Here is an 18835-nt window from a genome sequence, read left to right as displayed (position 1 = left end):
GCTCCGCTCAGAATAGAGGTTTATGAAAACTATTCTTAAGCGCAATGGGGGTCAAAGTCAATCGGTGTAAGGGCTCCATACTCTTTGAAGACGAAAACACCGGCGATCCAGTATGACATTGCCACCCACGCAGTCGTCACTACTCACCCGGCCGCATGCGCAGTCGTCATTGCCCGACTTGATCGGGCAATGACGGCGGTGACGAACCGGCTGGGCGGTGATGCGTGATTGTCGATTGCGATACCGATTTCGACCCCGACCCCGATACCGATACCGATAGCGATACCGATTACAAGGGAGAGGTCATACCTTGTACTGGCTCACCATGGTGGTAAGTTCTTCGGCAATGGCGGCCAGTTCAGCGGCCCGGCGATCGATGTCTCCGCTTTTTTGAAAAATGATCTTTGACCGGTCGTCCAGGGTCTTGATCTCCCTGGCCATTCCGCTCAGCCCGGCCGTGCTCTGGGAGATCCGCCGGTGAACGTCCTGAATGCCCTCTGATGCCTGCATGATGTTGGCGGCGATTTCCCGGGTGGAGGTGGACTGCTGCTCCAGGGCCGTGGCCGTGTTGGATACAACCTCGTCAATGGCCCGAATGATGTCCGCAATCTTGTCAATGGAATCGATGGTGGACCGGGAGGAGGTCTGAATGCCGCACACCCGGTCGTGAATGCTTTTCGTGGCCGTGTCGGTTTCTCCTGCCAGGGTCTTGATCTCCCCGGCCACCACGGCAAACCCCTTGCCCTGTTCCCCGGCCCGGGCCGCCTCGATGGTGGCATTGAGCGCCAGCAGGTTGGTCTGGCCGGATATACGGGCAATGGCATCGGTGATACCGCCGATGGCCTCCATGGCATCACCCAGGTCTTTCACGCTTTCATGCACCGTCTGGGTGTACGACACCGCCTGGTTGGTGCGTTTCATGGAGACCCCGGAACTCTGGGCGATCTGGTCGATGGTGGCGGTCATCTGCTCCGTGGCCGAGGCCATGGTGTCCAGATTGTGGGAGTACTGCTCCATGGTGGTGGCCACAGAGGCCATATTTATGTTCACGTCGTCGGTGGAGGCCACCACAATTTTTGACAGGTCTTTCAGCGACCCCGCGGTATGGGTCATTTCACCGGAAAACTCCTGCAGCGCACGGGCCGCCTCGCCCACCCGGGTCGCCTTTTTGGTAATGGTGGTGATCATTCGGCCCAGCTTTTCCACGAACCGGTTGAACCACATGGCCAGGCCGGCGATTTCATCCTCCCCCTTTACCGTCAGCCGCTGGGTCAGGTCCCCCTTGCCCTCTACAATATTTTTCAGGTTGTCGGTAAGGCGGTTGATCGTTTTCACCATCATGCCGGTGATCACCCAGGCCATGAGAGAGACCAGAAAAATGGTGGCCAGGCCCAGCAGCACCGAATAGAAAATCAGCCGGGGCAGATCCGTGAACAGCGCCTTTAACGGCACGGAGAGGCCCACCACCCACCAGCCGTCAAGGCAGGGCCGCACCACCGACAGGTAACGGGTGCCGGCGGCATTCTTGTGAAACAGGGACTCACTCTCTTTTACGCCGGTTTTTTTGGCCAGAAAAACCGCTGTGGCCACGTCTTCGCCCGAACGGGCCAGGGTCTTGCCCGCGGCATCGGCCAGAAACACATGACTGGTGCGCAGCGGTACAAAGGAAGCCACGCAGGAATCAAACAACCGGTTGATATCCACGTAGCCGCCCACCACGCCGTCGGCTTCCCCGCCTGACGGGTCCACCAGGCGGACCGGGGCCGCCACCAGAAAAACCGGGGTCATGCTGGGCGGAATGCGTTCCACCGACCCGACAAACACGGACCGGCGACCGTCCGGGCCAGGCGCCATGTCAAAGGTTTCAAACGGCGGCAGCACCACCTGCTCGGGAATGGCTTCTCCGACCGCCATCGCCAGGCCGCCGCCGGGGTCGGACAGAAAAAGGGCGAAAAAGGTGGGGGCCGCGGCATGGGCCAGCTCCAGCACGGCCGCACCGTCGGACCTGTGAACCGGGCGGCTGCTTAACACGGAGATGGCGTTCCGGGCTTCGCTGATGCGGGTGTCCAGACCGTCCGCCATGCCGACCAGGGCGGTCTCCATGTTCTCCCGCTGAAAATTGACCATGTTGGAAAGAATAAAGATATAAGCAAGAATGGTCACCAGCACCACGGCGCCCACCACCACGGGCAGCGTCAGCGCCATCACCCGGTTTCGATAGCTTTTTGTTATAAAACCAAGTGCCATGCGTGTCTCCCCCCACAGGGACGGTTATGAATATATCGGCTCCTGATATGCACGACAGGGGCGCGGCCTGTTGCCGTGCCCCCATCATATCCCGCGTATTGCATACGTACGGCCGGTTTTGCCGGCATACCTACAAAAGCTGACGTATGAAGTTGAGTTTTTTCATGGGCAGATAGCCCAGCAGGGTCTGAATATGACCCGCGTCCCGGAACCGTTTTTCCTGGCCGAAGTCCTTCATGTAGCCCACACCGCCCATGGCCTGAATGCCGTCGGTAACCACCGGGGCCAGGGCCGAAATCACGTGCAGGGCAGCGGCCTGGACGGAAAGCCGCCAGTTCTTCGCGTCTTCGGACAAGGCCCGGCAGGCCCGGGAGACCAGCATCTCGGCCACGTGGACCTGGACGGCCATGGAAGAGAGCAGCATCTGAAGCTCGGACCAGTCCTTGATCTTTCGGCCGCCCTGGCGCCGCTCCCGGCAATAGGCCAGGGCCTCCTCCAGGGAACCCCGCATCACACCGGCGGCCATGGCAGCGGCTGCCAGCTGCATGGTGTCGGCCACCTTTTTAAAATAGGCCGGGCCCTCTTCTTCCGCGCCCACCAGCCGGGCCGCGGCATCCTTTAAGGTCATATCGGTCGCCGGGCAGGCATGCATACCATGGCTGACCACCGGATCACTGACCGAAATCGCGCCGTCGGGCAGGTTGACCAGGAACCAGGCATGACCGTCGGCCAGGGTCGCCGGCAGCAGGGCATGGTTGGCCATGCCGCCCAGCACCACGTATTCCGCGGTCCCGGAGAGCACGTACCCATCGCCCTCTTTTCGGGCCGACAAACGGAGGGGCTGCTGGACCGGGTTGCACAGCACCGGGCAGGCGATCAGAAAATCGGAAGGCTTCTTGGCCCCGGCGGCCAGGTCCTTTAACTCCCCGGTACAGCCGGCGGCCAGCAGCAGGTTCTGGGCAAAGGCGTTGGTGAACATGATACCACCCAGGCTGCTGTCTTCCCGGCAGATGTTGGCCAGCACAATGCACAGGGCTTCAATGCCCTGGCCCACACCGCCCAGATCTTCGGGTAGCAGAATATGAAAAAAATCGAGATCAAAAGCCTTTTGAACCACCGGGTCGAAAAACGGCCCAAAGGGATAGTGGTCGTTTTCCTCCCGTCCCGGGGCCAGTATCTTTTTGGCAAACTCGGCGGAACTCTTGTCCAGCAGGCTCAACTCCTTGTTGTCCGATGCGTACACAGTGTGCCTCCTTTTATCCAAAACGGGCGCTGGTTGGCCGAACGCCCCGCGGCAAAGCGGTGATTAAAGATTTGCGCTGCAAAAGCATTCGGTGCCGGGGCAGGTGCGCGCCACCAGTCGCTTGAACACGTTGATCCGGTTGATCTGGTTGGTGCCCTCGTAAATCTGGAACAGCTTGGCGTCCCGCAGTATTTTCTCGGCATGTTCGCTGTGGCGCACGCCGGCGCCCCCCATCAGTTCCAGGGCCATGCGGCCATTCTGCATACCCATGTCCGTGGCCGTGAACTTGACAAGAGACCCCCAGCCGTCCGTGCGGTCAACGGCGGCGTCGTCCACCCAGTCAAAAGCGATTTTTCTTGATATCCAGGTGGTAAACCCCATTTTATTGATCGGCTTCATGATGGGATCAAGCAGGGAAACGGGCGTGTATTTCATCATGTAGTACAACGGCTTTATGTTCAACATCTTTACCATGCCGTCCATACCGTTGATATAGGCCCCCTCACTGTAAGCCATTCGGGCCACGGCCGCGTTTTTGTACATCTCGGCCAGCATGGCCTGGCACCACTCGTGGGTGACCAGGGGCCTGCCGTCCACCTCGGTCTCTGATGCAAACCGCAGGGCCTGCTCAAAGGCCCCCTTGGCCGCGCTCGAGCCAAAGGCGGCCACACCCACCCGGGAGGCGGCCCAGATGTTGGCCAGAATAAGCTCGGTGATGTCCCGGGGAGACCGGGAAAGACCGGCGGACTGCGTTTTGTCCAGCAGCACCATGTCGTCGGGGACAAAACAGTCCTTGAACACCAGTTCACTGGCCAGGGATGCCTTCTGGCCCATCTTCTTTTCCTTCTTGCCGAAGGAAAATCCCTTGGTGCCGTTTTTCACCGCCATCATCACCATGCTTTCCGATCCCTTTGCCGGATCGGTGTAGGCAAACAGAATGTGCCAGGTGGAAAGGTGTCCGCAGCTGATAAAGATCTTGGTGCCGTTGACCTTGTAACCGCCCTCCACCTTTTCCGCGTGGCAGGCAAGGGAGCCGGTATCCATGAACTCTACGTTCTGGGAGTCGGTGCCGGCGTCCGGCTCGGTCATGGCAAACGACATGAGACAGGGCTCGCCGGTCTTTTCACCGTTGACAACCTCCCGGCAGACCATGTCGGTCAGGCGCATGTTCCAGGAGGCGGCCAGCCCCACGAAGCCCAGGTAGTGCACGCCGATCAGATTGGCCACCGAGGCGCACACCGACCCGATCTCTTCTAAGAAAGGCCCGATGCCCGAAATGCTGTAGCCTTTTCCGCCGAAAATCTTGGGAATAAAAAGAGAATAGAAATTGAGCTCATTGGCCTTTTTCACCACCTCCCACGGCAGGTAATCCGGATCCTCATGCATCTTCAGGTCCAGCTCCCGCCAGTAGCCTGAGGTATATGAATCGTTGAACCGGCGGGCAACGGCCATCAGTTTTCGAACTTCACCGATGACCCCCTTGGGCTGCTTTCCGGTGGCCCGAAGGCTGCCCATCATGTCGTCAAACTTCGGTTCTCTTTCCAGAAGCGCCTTTGTCTGTGAGCGGGAAATCATGATGTTCCTCCTGACACGGCCGTGCGCCGCATCATTGTCAAAACGATTACAGGTAGTAAATCTTTACCGGGTCCCCTTCCCGGACCATCTTGGCGGCCTCGGACACCTCCACCAGCACCTCGGCGTCGACCATGGGACCAAACACGCCGGAGCGCTGTTCAGGAAAAATCCAAACCCCCTGCTCCGGGCCTTGCCGCAACTGGGCGCGCAGAAATTTTCGCCGGCCCGGACGGAAAATCATGCTGTTGCAGACCGTTGCATGACCGGTTTTCAGCCCCCAGGCGGACCGGCCCAGAAGTTTGTGAATGACCGGCAGAACAAACAGGTAAAAATTGTTGGCCGATGAGATGGGATTGCCCGGCAGGCCGAACACCAGGGTGGAACCCCGCCGGCCGAAGAACAGCGGCTTGCCGGGCTTGACTTTCACCCGCCAGAAGATCTCTTCCACACCGGCCCGCTGCAGGGTTTCGTGAACAATGTCGTAGTCGCCCACGGACACACCGCCGGACAGGATCAGGATGTCGGCATCGGTGTGCCGGTTGAGCAGGGCCAGCAGCGCGTCGCTTTTGTCCTCCACGGTTCCCAGCATGGCGACATCGCCGCCGGCCTCAATGCACAGCCCGTAGAGCAGGTAGCTGTTGACATCGTAAATCCGGCCCTCTGCCAGGGGGGTCCCCGGCGCCGTCAGCTCGCTGCCCGTGGAGATGATGCCGATGGCCGGTTTTCGCGAAACCGACACATTCGGGGTGCCGCAGTTGGCCAGCAGGCCCAGCAGGGACGGGGTGACCGTTGCCCCGGCCTCGGCCACGCGGCTTCCCGGCAGCAGATCCTGGCCTTTGTAAATAATGTAATTGTTCTCCTCCACGCCGCTGAGGATATGAACCTGTTCGGAGCCGGCCGGGGCCGTGTTTTCAAGTTTGATCACCGCGTCGGCGCCCTGGGGAACCGCCGCCCCGGTCATGATCCGGGCCGCCTGGCCGGACCGGAGAATTTTTCCGCAGACCCGGCCCGCGGGAATCTCGTCGATCACCTCCAGCGCCACCGGCGCCGTGTCCAATGCCCCGGCCACATCCGCGGATTTCACGGCATACCCATCCATGGTGGACTTGTCAAAAGGCGGCACAGAGATAGCGCTTTCCACGGACCGGCGCAGCACCCGGCCCAGGCTCTTTTCCAGGCCCACGGTTTCCGCGGGCAGGCTTTCCGTTACCGCCGACAGGCAGGTGTCCAGGGCCGTCTCGTAATCGAGCAGGCGACGGTCAAAGGCCGGCACCACGGTACGCTTCTCCGGGCACACCGGCTCGCTCTCTTCGACAGGGTCGTTTCGCAGGGGGTCTTTCTGGGGCATTATGTTTTCCATTGATTTTTATCCGTCAATCATTCAAATCTATTTTCGTCAAAACTTTGGTGACCTACTCCGGTTTGCTTTCCGCGTTTGTGATGGCGGCCTCTCTGGTTTTCGCAAGGGGCCGGAAATCGACAACGGACAGCCGGTCATTATCCTTGCCGTCGTAAATTAAACCGTCAACGGCCTTTTCCGACACGGTTCCCCAGTAGCACGACGGGGCGACAATGTCCTTCACGTCAGCCGCGTTAAGATTGTAAAGCTGAATACCGTTGTTGCCGGTGAGGCTGTTCTGACGGAAATCCATCTGCCCGTTCATCATCACTCCGCCCGTGGGTCTGGCCCCGGCGGCCGTGTTGTTTTCCACCCGGTTGCCCAGAAACTCCTTGTTGTGCTGGCTCAGGCCCCAGTAGTTGAGATAAACGCCCCCGCCCCTGGGGCTGGTGGCGGTGTTGTGGGAAATTACATTCCGCTTGAAGGAGCAGTTGGCCTCTGCAAACACCCCGCCCCCCTCGGCCGCACGATTTTCCGATATCCGGTTGTCCTCGATCAGGGCAAATCCGGCATACAGGCCACCGCCCTTGGCCTCTGTTTTGTTACGAATGATCAGGTTGTTCACCAGCGCGGACCGGGACATCCAGACCCCGCCGCCGTCCCCCTCGCTGATGTTGCCTTCGATCCGGTTGTTGCGAATATCCACGGCGGCGTTGGACTGGTAGCCGTAGGCAAAGATGCCCCCGCCGTCGGCGGCCCGGTTGTCGGCAATCCGGTTGCCCTCGATAAAGACGGTCCGGCTGCCGTAAACGTAAAGACCTCCGCCGTCGGAATCGCTGACATTACCGTAAATATCGCAGTTCTTGACCGATACCGACACCTCCTTGATCCGGGCGCCGGTGCCCCTGTGGTTTCTTACCACGCAGTCATACAGGTCCGCGCCGTGACCGTCCATCATGATGCCGCCACCGTTCTCGACAATGCAGTGGCGCAGGCGGCTGTCCGGCGGGCGGGTGGTTTCGTCTTCTGTCTGGGCCGGTCCGGTACTTCTGTTTTCAAAAAAGAGCTGGCCCCAGGGCGTTTTCCGGTCTCCGGTAAAGCGGACCGGCTGTTTTGCCGTACCTTCGGCGTTCAGGGTACCTCTCACGCGAATGGTAACATCCGGATTCAGTTTCAGCGTGGTGCCCGGCGCCAGAGTCAGGGTGTTCCCGTCCAGCACCAGCAGGTTGCCGACGACCGAGTAGGACCGGATACCATCTTTACCCAGCAGGGTATCTGCTTCCACCAGCCCCCGTATCGCGTTGGCCGGCATTGAAGGCACATCAACCAATACCGTTGTGTCGGCATTTTCGGGAATGGGACAGGCGTCCGGCGCTGGTGCCGACAGATAGGCGTTCCAGTTCACCAGCCCCACCCGGCTGTCTTCCAGCCAGTCACTTACCAGCTGTTCAACGGCCTGTTTGTCCGTTGTGCCCCAGTAGTTTTCATGGGCCTTTAAGTCCGGTGAAAGGCTGTGGGACTTGAAGGAAAGCGCATACCCGGTGCGGGCGAGAATGTTGTTGCGGGAAATCACCGGGCTGCCGGACAGGGTGATGGTGGCGCATGTTTCTTTTCCGGTGCAGGTGTTTTCCACAAAGGTATTGCCCAGAATCTCGCCGCCGCCCAGGTGATAAAGGCCGGCGCCGTTGTCGGACTGGTTGGCCCGCACCAGGTTCCCCTTCAGCCGACCGGCCTCGGAATAGATGCCCCCACCGTTGGGCGCGCGATTGCCGGCAATCACGTTTTTCTCGAGCCCCCCCTCAATGACGTGAATGCCGCCGCCGGTCATGGCAGCCTCGTTATCAATCACCGTGTTGCTGCTCACCCGGGCCGCATAGGCGAAAATACCGCCGGCCTTTCGGTCGCTGCGATTGTTCCGGACCCGGTTATTGACCACCTCCACCACACCATCGTTGTAGGCAAAGGCGTAAATACCGCCGCCGCCGTCCCGGCCGCCGTGGGAGTAATTGTCGTAGACGTCGTTGTTTTCCACCCGCACTGACTTGTCGCTGTACACGTTGATGGCGGCCCCGTTGCCCGATTCGGCCTGGCGCTCCGAGGAGTTCTGATAAAACGTGCTGTTCAGAATCGCCCCTTCGGCGTACTGGAACTTTAAGGCCGAATCGATGTTGTGACGGAACACGCAGGACTCAACCCTGCCCAGGCTGGAGTTGATGGCAAGACCCTGGCCATGCTCAATGATGCAGTGCTCGTATACCACCTCACTGGATTTGCCGGTTCTGCCGACACAGTTAAGGTTCTCAATGGCGTTCCAGTTTTCCCCTTCGGTCTGCCATGTGAACCGGATGGGGGCCTCCGGCGTGCCTCTGGCCACAATCACCCCCCGGTTGGTCACCAGAATATCCTTGGCCAGCCGCACTTCAACTCCGGGATCGATGGTCAGGTAAACACCGGGCAGAATAAAGGTGTTTTTATCGATCACCACCGGGCTGTCCGAGACCCGCCACCGGGTATCGGCGTAAATAATCGCGTCATACCCCGGCAGGTCCACGTCTTTGAAAACAAAATAGAGCTTTGCCCATAACGTATTGGATATCTCGGCAAAATTTTCATACTTGTCCAGGTGGGTCACCCGGTAGAGCGAACAGGCGGGAAGGAACATCACCATAAAAAGAACAACGGCCGTCAGCCGGACCACCGAAGCAGATATGTGAGCGCGGAAAAACATGGAAACCTCCTTTTTCACGCCGATTGTCCCAGCCCGGGGCATTACGGCAACAACAATCTTCATATACAGACACGCAACACGGAAAGCCAGCGGCTTTCCGGCGGCAAGGAAAAACAAAATCGTTTCGCGTACAAACCTGAATATTTTGGGCCCATATCCAGGTTAATAATTGCTGAAATCAAACTCCTCGACCTCTCGCTGTTTTTCCTCCTCCTGCACGGCCTCGGGCACCTCCTCCATAAACATCAGGAAAAGCGCGGTCCGGTCCAGCCACGCCTCGGGGTCGGGAATGCGGGGGACCTTGTCCGGCGTGTAAAACACGTAGGGCATCTTGGTGCCCACCCCGGCATAGGTGTTGGGGTCGCGCATAAAGTTCTTGATCCATTCAAACCGCAGCCGGGTCTTGGAAATCATCAGGTTGATGGAAAGGTCCTCCAGCTGCTTGCCCTCGGGCAGCTCGCCGGTAAAAGAGACCGGATGACACTGCATACACTTGTCGTTTCGGAACCGGTACTTGCCCATTTCAATGGTTTCCTCGTCATAGTCGGTCTGCACCAGGGCCGGCTCATAAGGAATGGGGCTCACGCGCCGGCTTTTTTCCGGCATCAGCGCGTGCAGGTGTTCGATAACCATGGGAACATCGTCATAGGTAAAATTGAACTCGGGCATGCGCATCTCCAGCCACGGCCGCATGGCACTGGGCCGCCGCAGGTAGTTGAAAAGCCATGTGGGCTGGGTCTTTTCCGCCTCGTTGACGATACGGGGCGGCACCATGGACTTTTTGGCGATAAACGTGTCGATGCGCGGTTTTTCACCGTCAAGTATCTCGTGGCATCCCTTGCAGTTGAAGTGGCGAATCATCCAGTCGCCCCGCTCGTTGACAACCTGCTGGCGGGAAGCCCGGACAATATAGTTTTCCGGCAGATCCAACAGGCGGTTGTACAGGTAAAAGATGACCAGGTGCTCCCGCTCCTCGTCGGTCATCACGTAATCGGGCATGTACATGGGCATGTCGTCAGTCTTGTAAATGTCCGGCTTGCGAATCTTGTTGTCCAGCCAGTCCCACTTGGTGAAAGGGACATCGGAATTGCCGAAGGGCAGCTCCTCCATGCGCTTGTCCGCCACGTCGGCCACGGAAACCCCCACCTTGGAAGGGTCCTCGGCCCCTTTCACGATATGGCATCCCAGGCAGCCGCGGGCCTGCACCAGGGCCTTGCCGTCCTCTTTTTTCCCATCCGCCATGTCAAAGTCGAGCCGGGTACCCACCTCCCCGTCTTTGACCGTGGTCAGATAGACCGCGAGGTTTTTTACGTCCTCCGGTGTAATATCAAGTTTGGGCATCCATGTATCCGGGTTGATCGACCGGGGGTCTTCAATCCACTTGGCCATCCACAGGGCGGTCAGCTTCTGGCCCGCATCGGAGAGCATGGGCACCCGGCGGGACTGTCCGGCCTTGTTCCGGTCCGGGCTGTGGCAGGCGATACACCCCTTGTCGGTAAAAACCGCTTTGCCTGTTTTGGCGCTGCCGCTGCGGGTATTAAATGCGGGAAGCCGAAGGTCCGGATCCTCCAGCGACCAGATATACTCCACAATACCGGCCAGTTCCTGAGGCTCCATCCGAAACGTGGGCATAAGGGTTCCGGGCCGCGTGGCCTGGGGGTCTTCGATCCACTTGTACACCCATTTTTTACTGGAAATCTTTCTGGCCATACCGGAAAACGGTACGGAAAACTTGGGCAGTCCTTCAATCACGTTGGCATCATGGCACCCGTAACAGCCCATTTCCGTAAAGGCCGTTTTCCCTTCGGCCGCCTTTTCAGCGCCTTTGAGCCCGTACACGTTCTCGTGGCATTCAAAGCAGGCGCTCTCGATATACTTGAGCGGAATTCTCGGCTTTTCCCAGTTCTCCTCAAACCCGTGGGCCTTTTCCGGGTTCAGCCCGGCCCCCTGGCCATGATGGCAGAGGGAGCATCCGTAGCGGGTGATCTTATGATCCGCCAAAATCTCCGGAGAATGGGCCTTCAAGGGATGTTCAGCCGTGGCAAACAGCGAATTTTCCATGCCCATGTGGCAGGACTGGCAAAGGTCCCGCACCTGGGCATCGGGCAAAAACACGGCCCGCATCTTGATATCCATGGACCGGTCATGGCCGTCCTTGAGCTTGGCCCATTTTTTTACCGCCTCTTCGTCTTCAGCCGCCTTTGCCCCGGCCAGCTTTTCCGCCAGCATGGCCGCGTACTGATCATTATAGGCCGCCTGATGCTGCTGCCACTGCTGCAAGTCCTCTTTTTCACCCATAATGACCCATGCGGTGACAATCAAAAGGGCCGCGGACACAACAACAAACAGAACCCGTATGCCGAAACTTGCCTGAATCGTTTTTTTTGCGTTCATATCGAGAAGTAGGGTGTCGCAATAATGTATTTTACATGAAAGAAGAGCCGGAGAACGATTTTAATAATCACTCCGAACATCAGCAGAAACAGCATCACCGTGGTGGCATAACGAATCAGAAACCCCGGCTCCCTGTGCCGCCCCTGCCGGATAAAGGCCGGCAGCCGGATAAAACCCAGGGCCACATAGGCGCCCATAAGGGCATACCCCAGGGTATTGGGGATATTGACCAGCTGTTCCTCGGCCAGCTTCTCCGTTTCCCAGCTCTCCCAGGGCCAGTAAAAATGCCAGTTGGGGCCACGGAAAAACTCGCCGATCACAATGAGGACAAACCACATCGTGTAGCCGATCATAAACATGGATACCGCGAATTTTCTGTCCTTAAAGTTATAAACCCCCACGCCACGGGGGTTGGTGTCTATGTACGGAATCACCATCAACCCCACCATGATGATGCCGGGCACCACCACGCCGGCAATCCAGGGATCAAAATAGACCAGGAGCTCCTGCAGCCCCACAAAGTACCAGGGGGCCTTGGCCGGATTCTCGGTCCAGTTGGGGTCGGCCATGGCCCGCAACGGCGCGTCAATCTCGATAGACCACACGCACAGAACGATCAGGGCCAGCAGAATGGCGACAAACTCCCTGGCCACCAGGTCGGGTACGGTAAACACATACCCCCGGCCGGCCGCCTCGGGCGGTTCCGGTTTAGTCTTTCGCCCTTTTTCTTCCTCCGCCATCGATATCCTCTCTTAACCCGGGTTACAGGGGCCGTGAAATGCCGCCGTCTTTTCGTATCCGCCAGAAATGAACCGCCATCAGCACCACGCAGGCCAGGGGCAGCAGCACGCAGTGAAGCACGTAAAAGCGCAGCAGGGCGTTTCCCCCCACCACGCTGTCGCCCAGCAACAGGTATTGAAGGTCGTTGTACGGGTGAATGCCCAGCAGCTGGTGAAACGGACCTTCGTTGCCCAGAAAAGGCGTGGCCCCGGCCATCTTGGTGCCCACGGTGATGGCCCAGAAGGCCAGCTGGTCCCAGGGCAGCAGGTAGCCGGTAAAGCTCAGCAGCAGGGTGATCACCAGCAGCAGCACCCCCACCACCCAGTTAAACTCCCGGGGCGGCTTGTAGGAGCCGGTGAGAAAGACCCGCAGCATGTGCAGCATCACCAGGATCACCATGGCATGGGCGGCCCACCGGTGCATGTTGCGCAGAAACATGCCGAACAGGACCGTATGCTCCAGCAGCTTCATGTCCAGGTAGGCGTACTCGGTCACCGGCCGGTAGTAAAACATCAGCAGCACGCCGGTAACGGTTTCAATGATGAACATCAGCAGGGTCAGCCCGCCCAGGCAGAAGGTAAACCGAAACTTGACGGCATCGGCCTTTGTCTGGACCGGGTGAACATGCAGAAAAATATTGGACGTAACAGCAAGTGCCCTGTTGCGGGGCGTGTCGGCAAGGCTGTGTCGAAACACCGACCGCCACAGGGCGCTTTCCCGAAGTTTTTTAAATTTCATGGGCTCTTATAAATCAGCGGGTTTGTGCTTCGTTCAAGTAAGCGTAGTCGGCTTCAATAAACCGGGCCAGCAGCCGCGCGACATTGGTGTAAAACGTTCCGGCATAATCCTCCGGTATGTCATTGACGACCTCAGCGACGCGTTCGGCCAGTTTGCCGGCCCACTTTAAAAGGTGGTGTTTCAGAAAATCGCGCTGGGCCAGCAGCAGATCCTCTATGGACTTCTCCTGCTGACCCGCCCGCAACGTCAAAAAACAAATATAGTGCATGAACTCCATTTCATAAATGACATGGTCCGGCCGGTCCTCATGAGCCCCTTCCGCGTAACTCAACCCGAAGTGGTTGTAGAAACGGATCAGGTCCTCAAAAATGGCCCGCCGGTTGCTGTCTTTCACGTACTTTCCTTCGATCAGCGGGCAGGGCGGGTCCCCCGGCCCTGCCTCAAACAGCCGAATAAAACCGGCCTCCACGCCATCTTCATCCAGGAGCGGGGAGAACTGGAGTTTTTCCGTCTCCCCATCACTCAACGCACAGGCAAAGGGAAGGTTTTCCGTGATGCCGACCAGCGCGTCCCGAAGCTCTCCGTTTCTGACAAATGCCTGGAACTCCTTGTCCGGATACCGGAACAGGTCGGCCATCAGCGCGTACATGTCACTTCTGGCCGCCGCCTGTTTGTCCGCATCCGATGTCAGCTCGGCGGAGCGAAACGCCGCCATCTGTGCATCGTCATACCCGTTTGCCATATCTACCGCCGCTTGATTCATGGTGTTCTCCCGTTCCTGTCTGGTAATGATTGCCATACAACCTATTTCGTGATGATGCCGTCCCGGACAAAGGTCACGCCCTTGGGCGGCTTGCGATCCATAACAGCCGGATCCTTGGTGAACTCGCCGAACATGCTCTTCCACTCCTTGGCCTTGAGGATCTCCATCAGTTCCGAGCGGCCGCCGGCCCGCACCTTGTCCAGCTCTTTCTGCATAATGTCCAGGGAGGCATCCACCTCAGGCCCGAACAGGTACCGCAGGTACTCCCTGGGAATACGGGGTTTGGAAGGATCGATCTTGCCATCCGGCGCCAGCCGATGGGGCGCCAGGGGGGGTACGTAAAACACGTTGGGGTTGGTGCCGTACTCGGCGTGAAGGGGCAGGGCCACCTTCCACACCTTGGTCAGCTTGTAGATAATGCTCTCCGGCTCCTCGGTGTAGCCGATCCATCGGACCCGGGCCGTACACTGACGGGCACAGGCATTGGCCACCTTCTCGTCCAGCCGGGGGTAGCAGAAGATGCACTTCATGCTGGTGTCGGTGAGAAAGTTGAAATAGATGACCTTGTAGGGACAGGCCTCCAGGCAGAAGCGGTACCCCTTGCACCGGTCCTGGTCGATGAGCACCACGCCGTCCTCGTCCCGCTTATAGATGGCGTTCCGGGGACAGGCATCCACGCAGGCCGGATAGGCGCAGTGGTTACAGATGCGGGGCAGATAAAAATAAAAGCCGTTGGGATACTGGCCGGCGCCCTGGTCCTCGTCCCAGTTCATGGACCAGTCCGGCACGCTGCCGTCGGTCTGGTTTTTGGCCTGCAGGTGGACCGCGCCGGCCTTGTTGTTCACCACGTCGTTCCAGTTGTAGTCCCACATGTCGCCGAACTCTTTTCGGGTGGGGTGCTTGCCCTGGACCGGTTCCATCACCTTGCCGCCGAACTTGACCTTGTAGCCGCCGCCCATCTTCTCCCAGTCTTTGGGCGAGCCCTTGCCCGGCATGGTGTTGACCTTGTTCCACCACATGTACTCCCGACCCTCCTTGCTGGTCCACAAGGTCTTGCAGGCCATGGAGCACAGCTGGCAGCCGATGCACTTGTTCAAATCCATCACCATGCCGATCTGGCGATTGGACTTGCGCAGCATCTCCTTGGTCTCCTCAAAGGCCGCGGCCAGCTCCTTTTCCCTGTCTGTAAGGACTTTTTCATCAACAGCCATGGGTATATCTCCTTTATGTTAAATGTCGAATATTCTGTCTGCGTCACATGCGCCGGTCTACGCCTCGATCACCAGCTCCCGCCACTCCTTGCTGAAGGCCTTGATGCCGCCGCGTTCGCCGTTGGAGCCTTCCCATACGGCAATGCCGAAACCAATGGCCTTGCCCGGCATCAGGTCCACGGTCTCCTCGCCGGGCTGCGTGGCTTTCATGGGACGGGCCATAACTACACACCACTTGCCGTTGGCCCACCGGGAATAGGAAGAAATCGAGCTTTTTTCCGTGTACAGGGACGTGGAGAGCCCATGGGAAACCTGGTTTTTGGGCTTTTCCTCGAAATCGGGCCGCCAGTACCATGCGTTGGTGGGATAGTCCTGGGTGCCCATTTCATTGATGGGGGTTTTGTCGATGTCCTTAAAGGGAAACAGCAGGGCCACCCCGTCGGGAAACACGTTAATGTCGCCGATCTCCTTGTTGGGCTTGCCGCTTTCCCACTCGCAATAAAAGACGATATCCTTGCCGTTGTGAACGGCCTTGATTGTGATTTTCTTTACGGCGCCGATTTTGGTCTCATCATAAACGCCCTTGATATACGGCGACGGCTGGTTGGCCAGCGGTGTGGCCGCTGTTTCAAGGACCGCCTTTCCGCTTTGCCATACACTGCTGTCACAGTTGAGCAACTCCTTGGTGGCGGTTGCAATCTTTTTGCATATTACTTTTTCCATAGCTCACCCCTATATTTTCGTTTATGCGAATTGGTATCGTTGGATCACGCCTTTTCCACGTTTACGGAGATGCCCCGGTCAATGGGCTGGGCGCACCAGTTCCACCGCCAGTAGTGCAGATGGCCGTAATTGTTGACCAGGTCCAGCCACTTGATCATGCCGGGAATGGCGATGTCGTAGCTCTTCCACTCGGGAAACATGAAAGGTTCCCACGCGTGGTAGATGATCACCTGGCCCGGCTTGGCCGCGCCCTTTTCCGGCCGTGCCGCCGGCGTCACCTTGACATGGATCTTGAACGACGCAAAGTCGTTGAACACTCTCACCAGGTCCCCGTCCTCGACGCCCCGCTTCTCGGCATCCTCAGGACTCATGAACATGAAGGGACGGCCCTGGTGGGTTCGCAGAAGCTGCTCGTTGGAAACCCAGATGGAATGGATGCTCCACCGCTGGTGACCACTGGTGAGCCGCAACGGGTAGTTGCCGCCGATTTTGGGATTGTCCTTGTGAACGGGCAGTTCTTCCTTGGCCTCCAGGAACCACGGATGATCAATATAAAACTGAATTCGCCGGTTATAGGTGGGATAGGGCACCTTTTTCTCGCCGGTATGCCAGGTCAGCGGAATAATGGGCTCGTCGGGCTTGATGTCCGTGGCCAGGTTCATGGTAACCGGGTCAAAGATGGACACATCCACGAACCGGACAATGCCGTGCTCCCGCATGTACTTGAGGTTGGTGCCGGGCGGCAGGTTGCCCAGCATCACGCTGGACTGAAGGGCGTCTTCCATGATCTCGTCAAAGTCTTTGCCGGAGGACCCCATGAGCTGCCAGTCGTGGAGCTTGCTGATCTCCACGTTGCCTTTCGCGTCCCGTACGGAAAACTGGTTCAGGAAGGGCATGTACTCTTCCTGGACCGGGGTCCGGGGCACAAAGTTGGTCTTGCCCCGCTTTTTGGCCGCCTCTTCGATCTTCTTGGCCAGCATCAGGCAGATCTCCCACTCGGTCTTGCACTCGCCGATGGGCTTGACCGCCTCGTCGGTAAGGGTCAGCCAGGGCACATGGGGCGTGGGGAACCGGGTATCCAGCTTTTCATAGAAACCGGCGCAGGGCAGGGCATAGTCGCCGTAAAGCAGGGTGGTGGTCCACCGGGTTTCAAACCCGAAAATGGTCTTGTACTTATCCCACAGGGAACCAAGGATGTTTTTCTCCCAGCCGCGGTTCTTTCGGGCCGGGTTGGTGCCCATCCAGCAGTAGACCGTGGGGGTCTGGTCCTTTTCCGGCTTGACATAGCCGTCCCACCAGCCGCTGTTCACCGCCTCGTCATAATACTCCTTGAACTCCCGTTTCATGGTGGGGCAGTGCCACGCCTTGTTGTCCCAGGCCTTCTTGTAGTTCGAATGGTTGTAGTAGAGGAAGGCGGGAATGGTGTAATTGACCATGTTCCGGTCAATGACCCGCTCCTGCTTGATGGAGGCCATTTCATCGGAGATGGTGGGATCCTCCTTCTTGAAGCTCTCCCACACCCGCCGCATGAGGGGCAGCTGCCGGGTCAGGTTCATCAGGCCGATCTTCTGCTTGAAGATCTGGGTAAAGGCCCCTTCAAACAGGGACTCGTTCCAGCCACGGATGCCGCAGCCCTTCTTGCCCAGGCTGCCGGTAAGGGTCAGCACCAGGCACATGGCCCGCTCAATCAGGTCGCCGTGATAGTACTTGGGCGAGTTCCACCCCACCATGACCTGAATGCCGCCGCTGGCCTTGTAGCACTTTTCCGCCATGCGCCGAATGGTGTCCGGATTGGTGCGGCACATCTCGGATGCCTGTTCCGGGGTATACTCGCTGTCCAGCAGGGCCTTGAGCTTGTTGAAGACCGGCTCTACCTCAACGGTCTTGCCGTCAAGCAGGGTCGCTTTATAAACGCCCTCCAGGGCCGGGTCACAGGGCAGCTTCAATGTTTCCAGCGGAGCCTTTACCACCTTGTTGTTTTTTGAATCCCAGAAACAGAACTGATCGTCCCGCGCGCCCTTTTCAATATCAGCGGCGGAGAGGAACCGGTCGGTGTCTTTTCGAACCAGCAGGGGCAGGTCGCTCTGCTCTTTTACAAAGGGGTAGTCCACCCACTTCTTGTTCATCAGCACCTGGCAGACGGCCAGGCCCAGGGCCGCGTCGGAGCCCATTTCCACGGGGATATACTCGTCGGCGTGCATGCAGCTGGGGTTGTAGTCCGGTGCGATGGAGATGATTTCAGCGCCGTTGTAACGGGCCTCTGATATAAAATGGTAAGAGGGAATCCGGGTGTAGACCGGGTTCATGTGCCAGATCAGGAGCAGCTTGCCGAAGTACCAGCCGTCCACCGAATCCATGAACATGAACTTGCCGAAGGTCTCGTAAATGCCCCGGTTGAAGTCACCGATGGTGGAATCCAGGTCCAGCACGGTAGCGCCCAGGGAGACCATGAGCCGGTGAACCGCCATGACATGCACATAACCGCCGTTGCCGGGTCCGGACTCGAAGATGATCGATTCAGGGCCCTGGGCCTCCAGGCCGTCCACGATGCCTTCGGCGATTTCAGCAAGGCACTGGTCCCAGCTGACCCGTTTCCATTTGCCGCTGCCCCGGCCCCCCACCTGCTTCATGGGGTATTTCAACCGGTCAGGGTTATACATCTGAAGGCTGTAGGAAGCGCCCTTCTGGCACCCCCTGGGATTGAAATCGGGTCCGGAGGGATCGATGACCGGGTACTTGGCGGCCTGCTCCTCACGGAACACCACCCCGTCCTTGGAATAGACCCGCCACAGACAGTTACCGGGATAGCAGTCCACCAGGTGCGTGCCGTAGGTGACCTTGTCCCATGTCCACTCTTCCCTGTGCAGGTTCTCCCATCCGGCATACTTCCAGTCTTCAAAAATTTTCTCAGTGGCATTCGCGATGGTGTTGCCGCCCAGAAAACCCAGTGAATTCAGGGAGAGCAGCGCAACCGTGGCGCTGGTGCCCTTCAGAAAGGTCCTTCGGGAGATTTTTACTTCCTTCATAGTGCCCCCTTTACTTGTGCATTAATTGTCTCAATTGGTTTATTCGTCTTTTTCCATATGCCTGTTGA

General features: G+C 58.4%; 12 protein-coding genes. All 12 read right to left on the bottom strand.

The window, feature by feature from the left end; translation table 11 throughout:
* Window positions 1-303: 303 nt before the first annotated feature.
* Window positions 304-2247: a methyl-accepting chemotaxis protein gene (locus DOLE_RS01030; protein ID WP_012173634.1), complete on the bottom strand. Its 1944-nt coding sequence runs from the start codon at window positions 2245-2247 to the stop codon at window positions 304-306.
* A 130-nt stretch (window positions 2248-2377) separates the two neighbouring features.
* The gene (locus tag DOLE_RS01025) at window positions 2378-3490 is read right to left on the bottom strand and encodes an acyl-CoA dehydrogenase family protein (protein WP_012173633.1); all 1113 of its coding nucleotides are present in this window, start codon (window positions 3488-3490) and stop codon (window positions 2378-2380) included.
* A 63-nt stretch (window positions 3491-3553) separates the two neighbouring features.
* Entirely contained in the window at window positions 3554-5065 is a 1512-nt protein-coding gene (locus DOLE_RS01020; protein ID WP_012173632.1) for an acyl-CoA dehydrogenase family protein, read from the bottom strand.
* Window positions 5066-5111: 46 nt separating this feature from the next.
* Window positions 5112-6425, bottom strand: coding sequence for a molybdopterin molybdotransferase MoeA (locus DOLE_RS01015; RefSeq protein ID WP_052294226.1), 1314 nt, complete (start codon window positions 6423-6425; stop codon window positions 5112-5114).
* 52 nt (window positions 6426-6477) lie between these two features.
* Window positions 6478-9132 carry a right-handed parallel beta-helix repeat-containing protein gene (locus DOLE_RS01010; RefSeq protein ID WP_012173630.1) on the bottom strand — a complete coding sequence of 885 codons (2655 nt, stop codon included), beginning with the start codon at window positions 9130-9132 and terminating at the stop codon, window positions 6478-6480.
* Window positions 9133-9294: 162 nt separating this feature from the next.
* Window positions 9295-11526 (bottom strand): c-type cytochrome, encoded by a 2232-nt coding sequence (locus tag DOLE_RS01005; RefSeq protein WP_012173629.1) that lies wholly within the window; start codon window positions 11524-11526, stop codon window positions 9295-9297.
* Window positions 11523-12266 carry a cytochrome b family protein gene (locus DOLE_RS01000; protein ID WP_012173628.1) on the bottom strand — a complete coding sequence of 248 codons (744 nt, stop codon included), beginning with the start codon at window positions 12264-12266 and terminating at the stop codon, window positions 11523-11525. Before DOLE_RS01000 ends, DOLE_RS01005 begins: the two co-directional genes overlap by 4 nt.
* A gap of 22 nt (window positions 12267-12288) precedes the next feature.
* Window positions 12289-13044 (bottom strand): cytochrome b N-terminal domain-containing protein, encoded by a 756-nt coding sequence (locus tag DOLE_RS00995; RefSeq protein WP_012173627.1) that lies wholly within the window; start codon window positions 13042-13044, stop codon window positions 12289-12291.
* Window positions 13045-13057: 13 nt separating this feature from the next.
* Entirely contained in the window at window positions 13058-13807 is a 750-nt protein-coding gene (locus DOLE_RS00990) for a molecular chaperone TorD family protein (protein WP_012173626.1), read from the bottom strand.
* Between the two features lie 41 nt (window positions 13808-13848).
* Window positions 13849-15018 (bottom strand): 4Fe-4S dicluster domain-containing protein, encoded by a 1170-nt coding sequence (locus DOLE_RS00985; protein ID WP_012173625.1) that lies wholly within the window; start codon window positions 15016-15018, stop codon window positions 13849-13851.
* Window positions 15019-15075: 57 nt separating this feature from the next.
* Window positions 15076-15741: an ethylbenzene dehydrogenase-related protein gene (locus DOLE_RS00980; protein ID WP_012173624.1), complete on the bottom strand. Its 666-nt coding sequence runs from the start codon at window positions 15739-15741 to the stop codon at window positions 15076-15078.
* A gap of 44 nt (window positions 15742-15785) precedes the next feature.
* Window positions 15786-18767, bottom strand: a complete 2982-nt coding sequence (locus DOLE_RS00975; protein WP_012173623.1) for a molybdopterin-dependent oxidoreductase — start codon at window positions 18765-18767, stop codon at window positions 15786-15788.
* Window positions 18768-18835: the final 68 nt, after the last annotated feature.

Source organism: Desulfosudis oleivorans Hxd3, assembly GCF_000018405.1.
GTDB lineage: Bacteria > Desulfobacterota > Desulfobacteria > Desulfobacterales > Desulfosudaceae > Desulfosudis > Desulfosudis oleivorans.
This window is presented reverse-complemented; position numbering and strand designations above follow the sequence as displayed.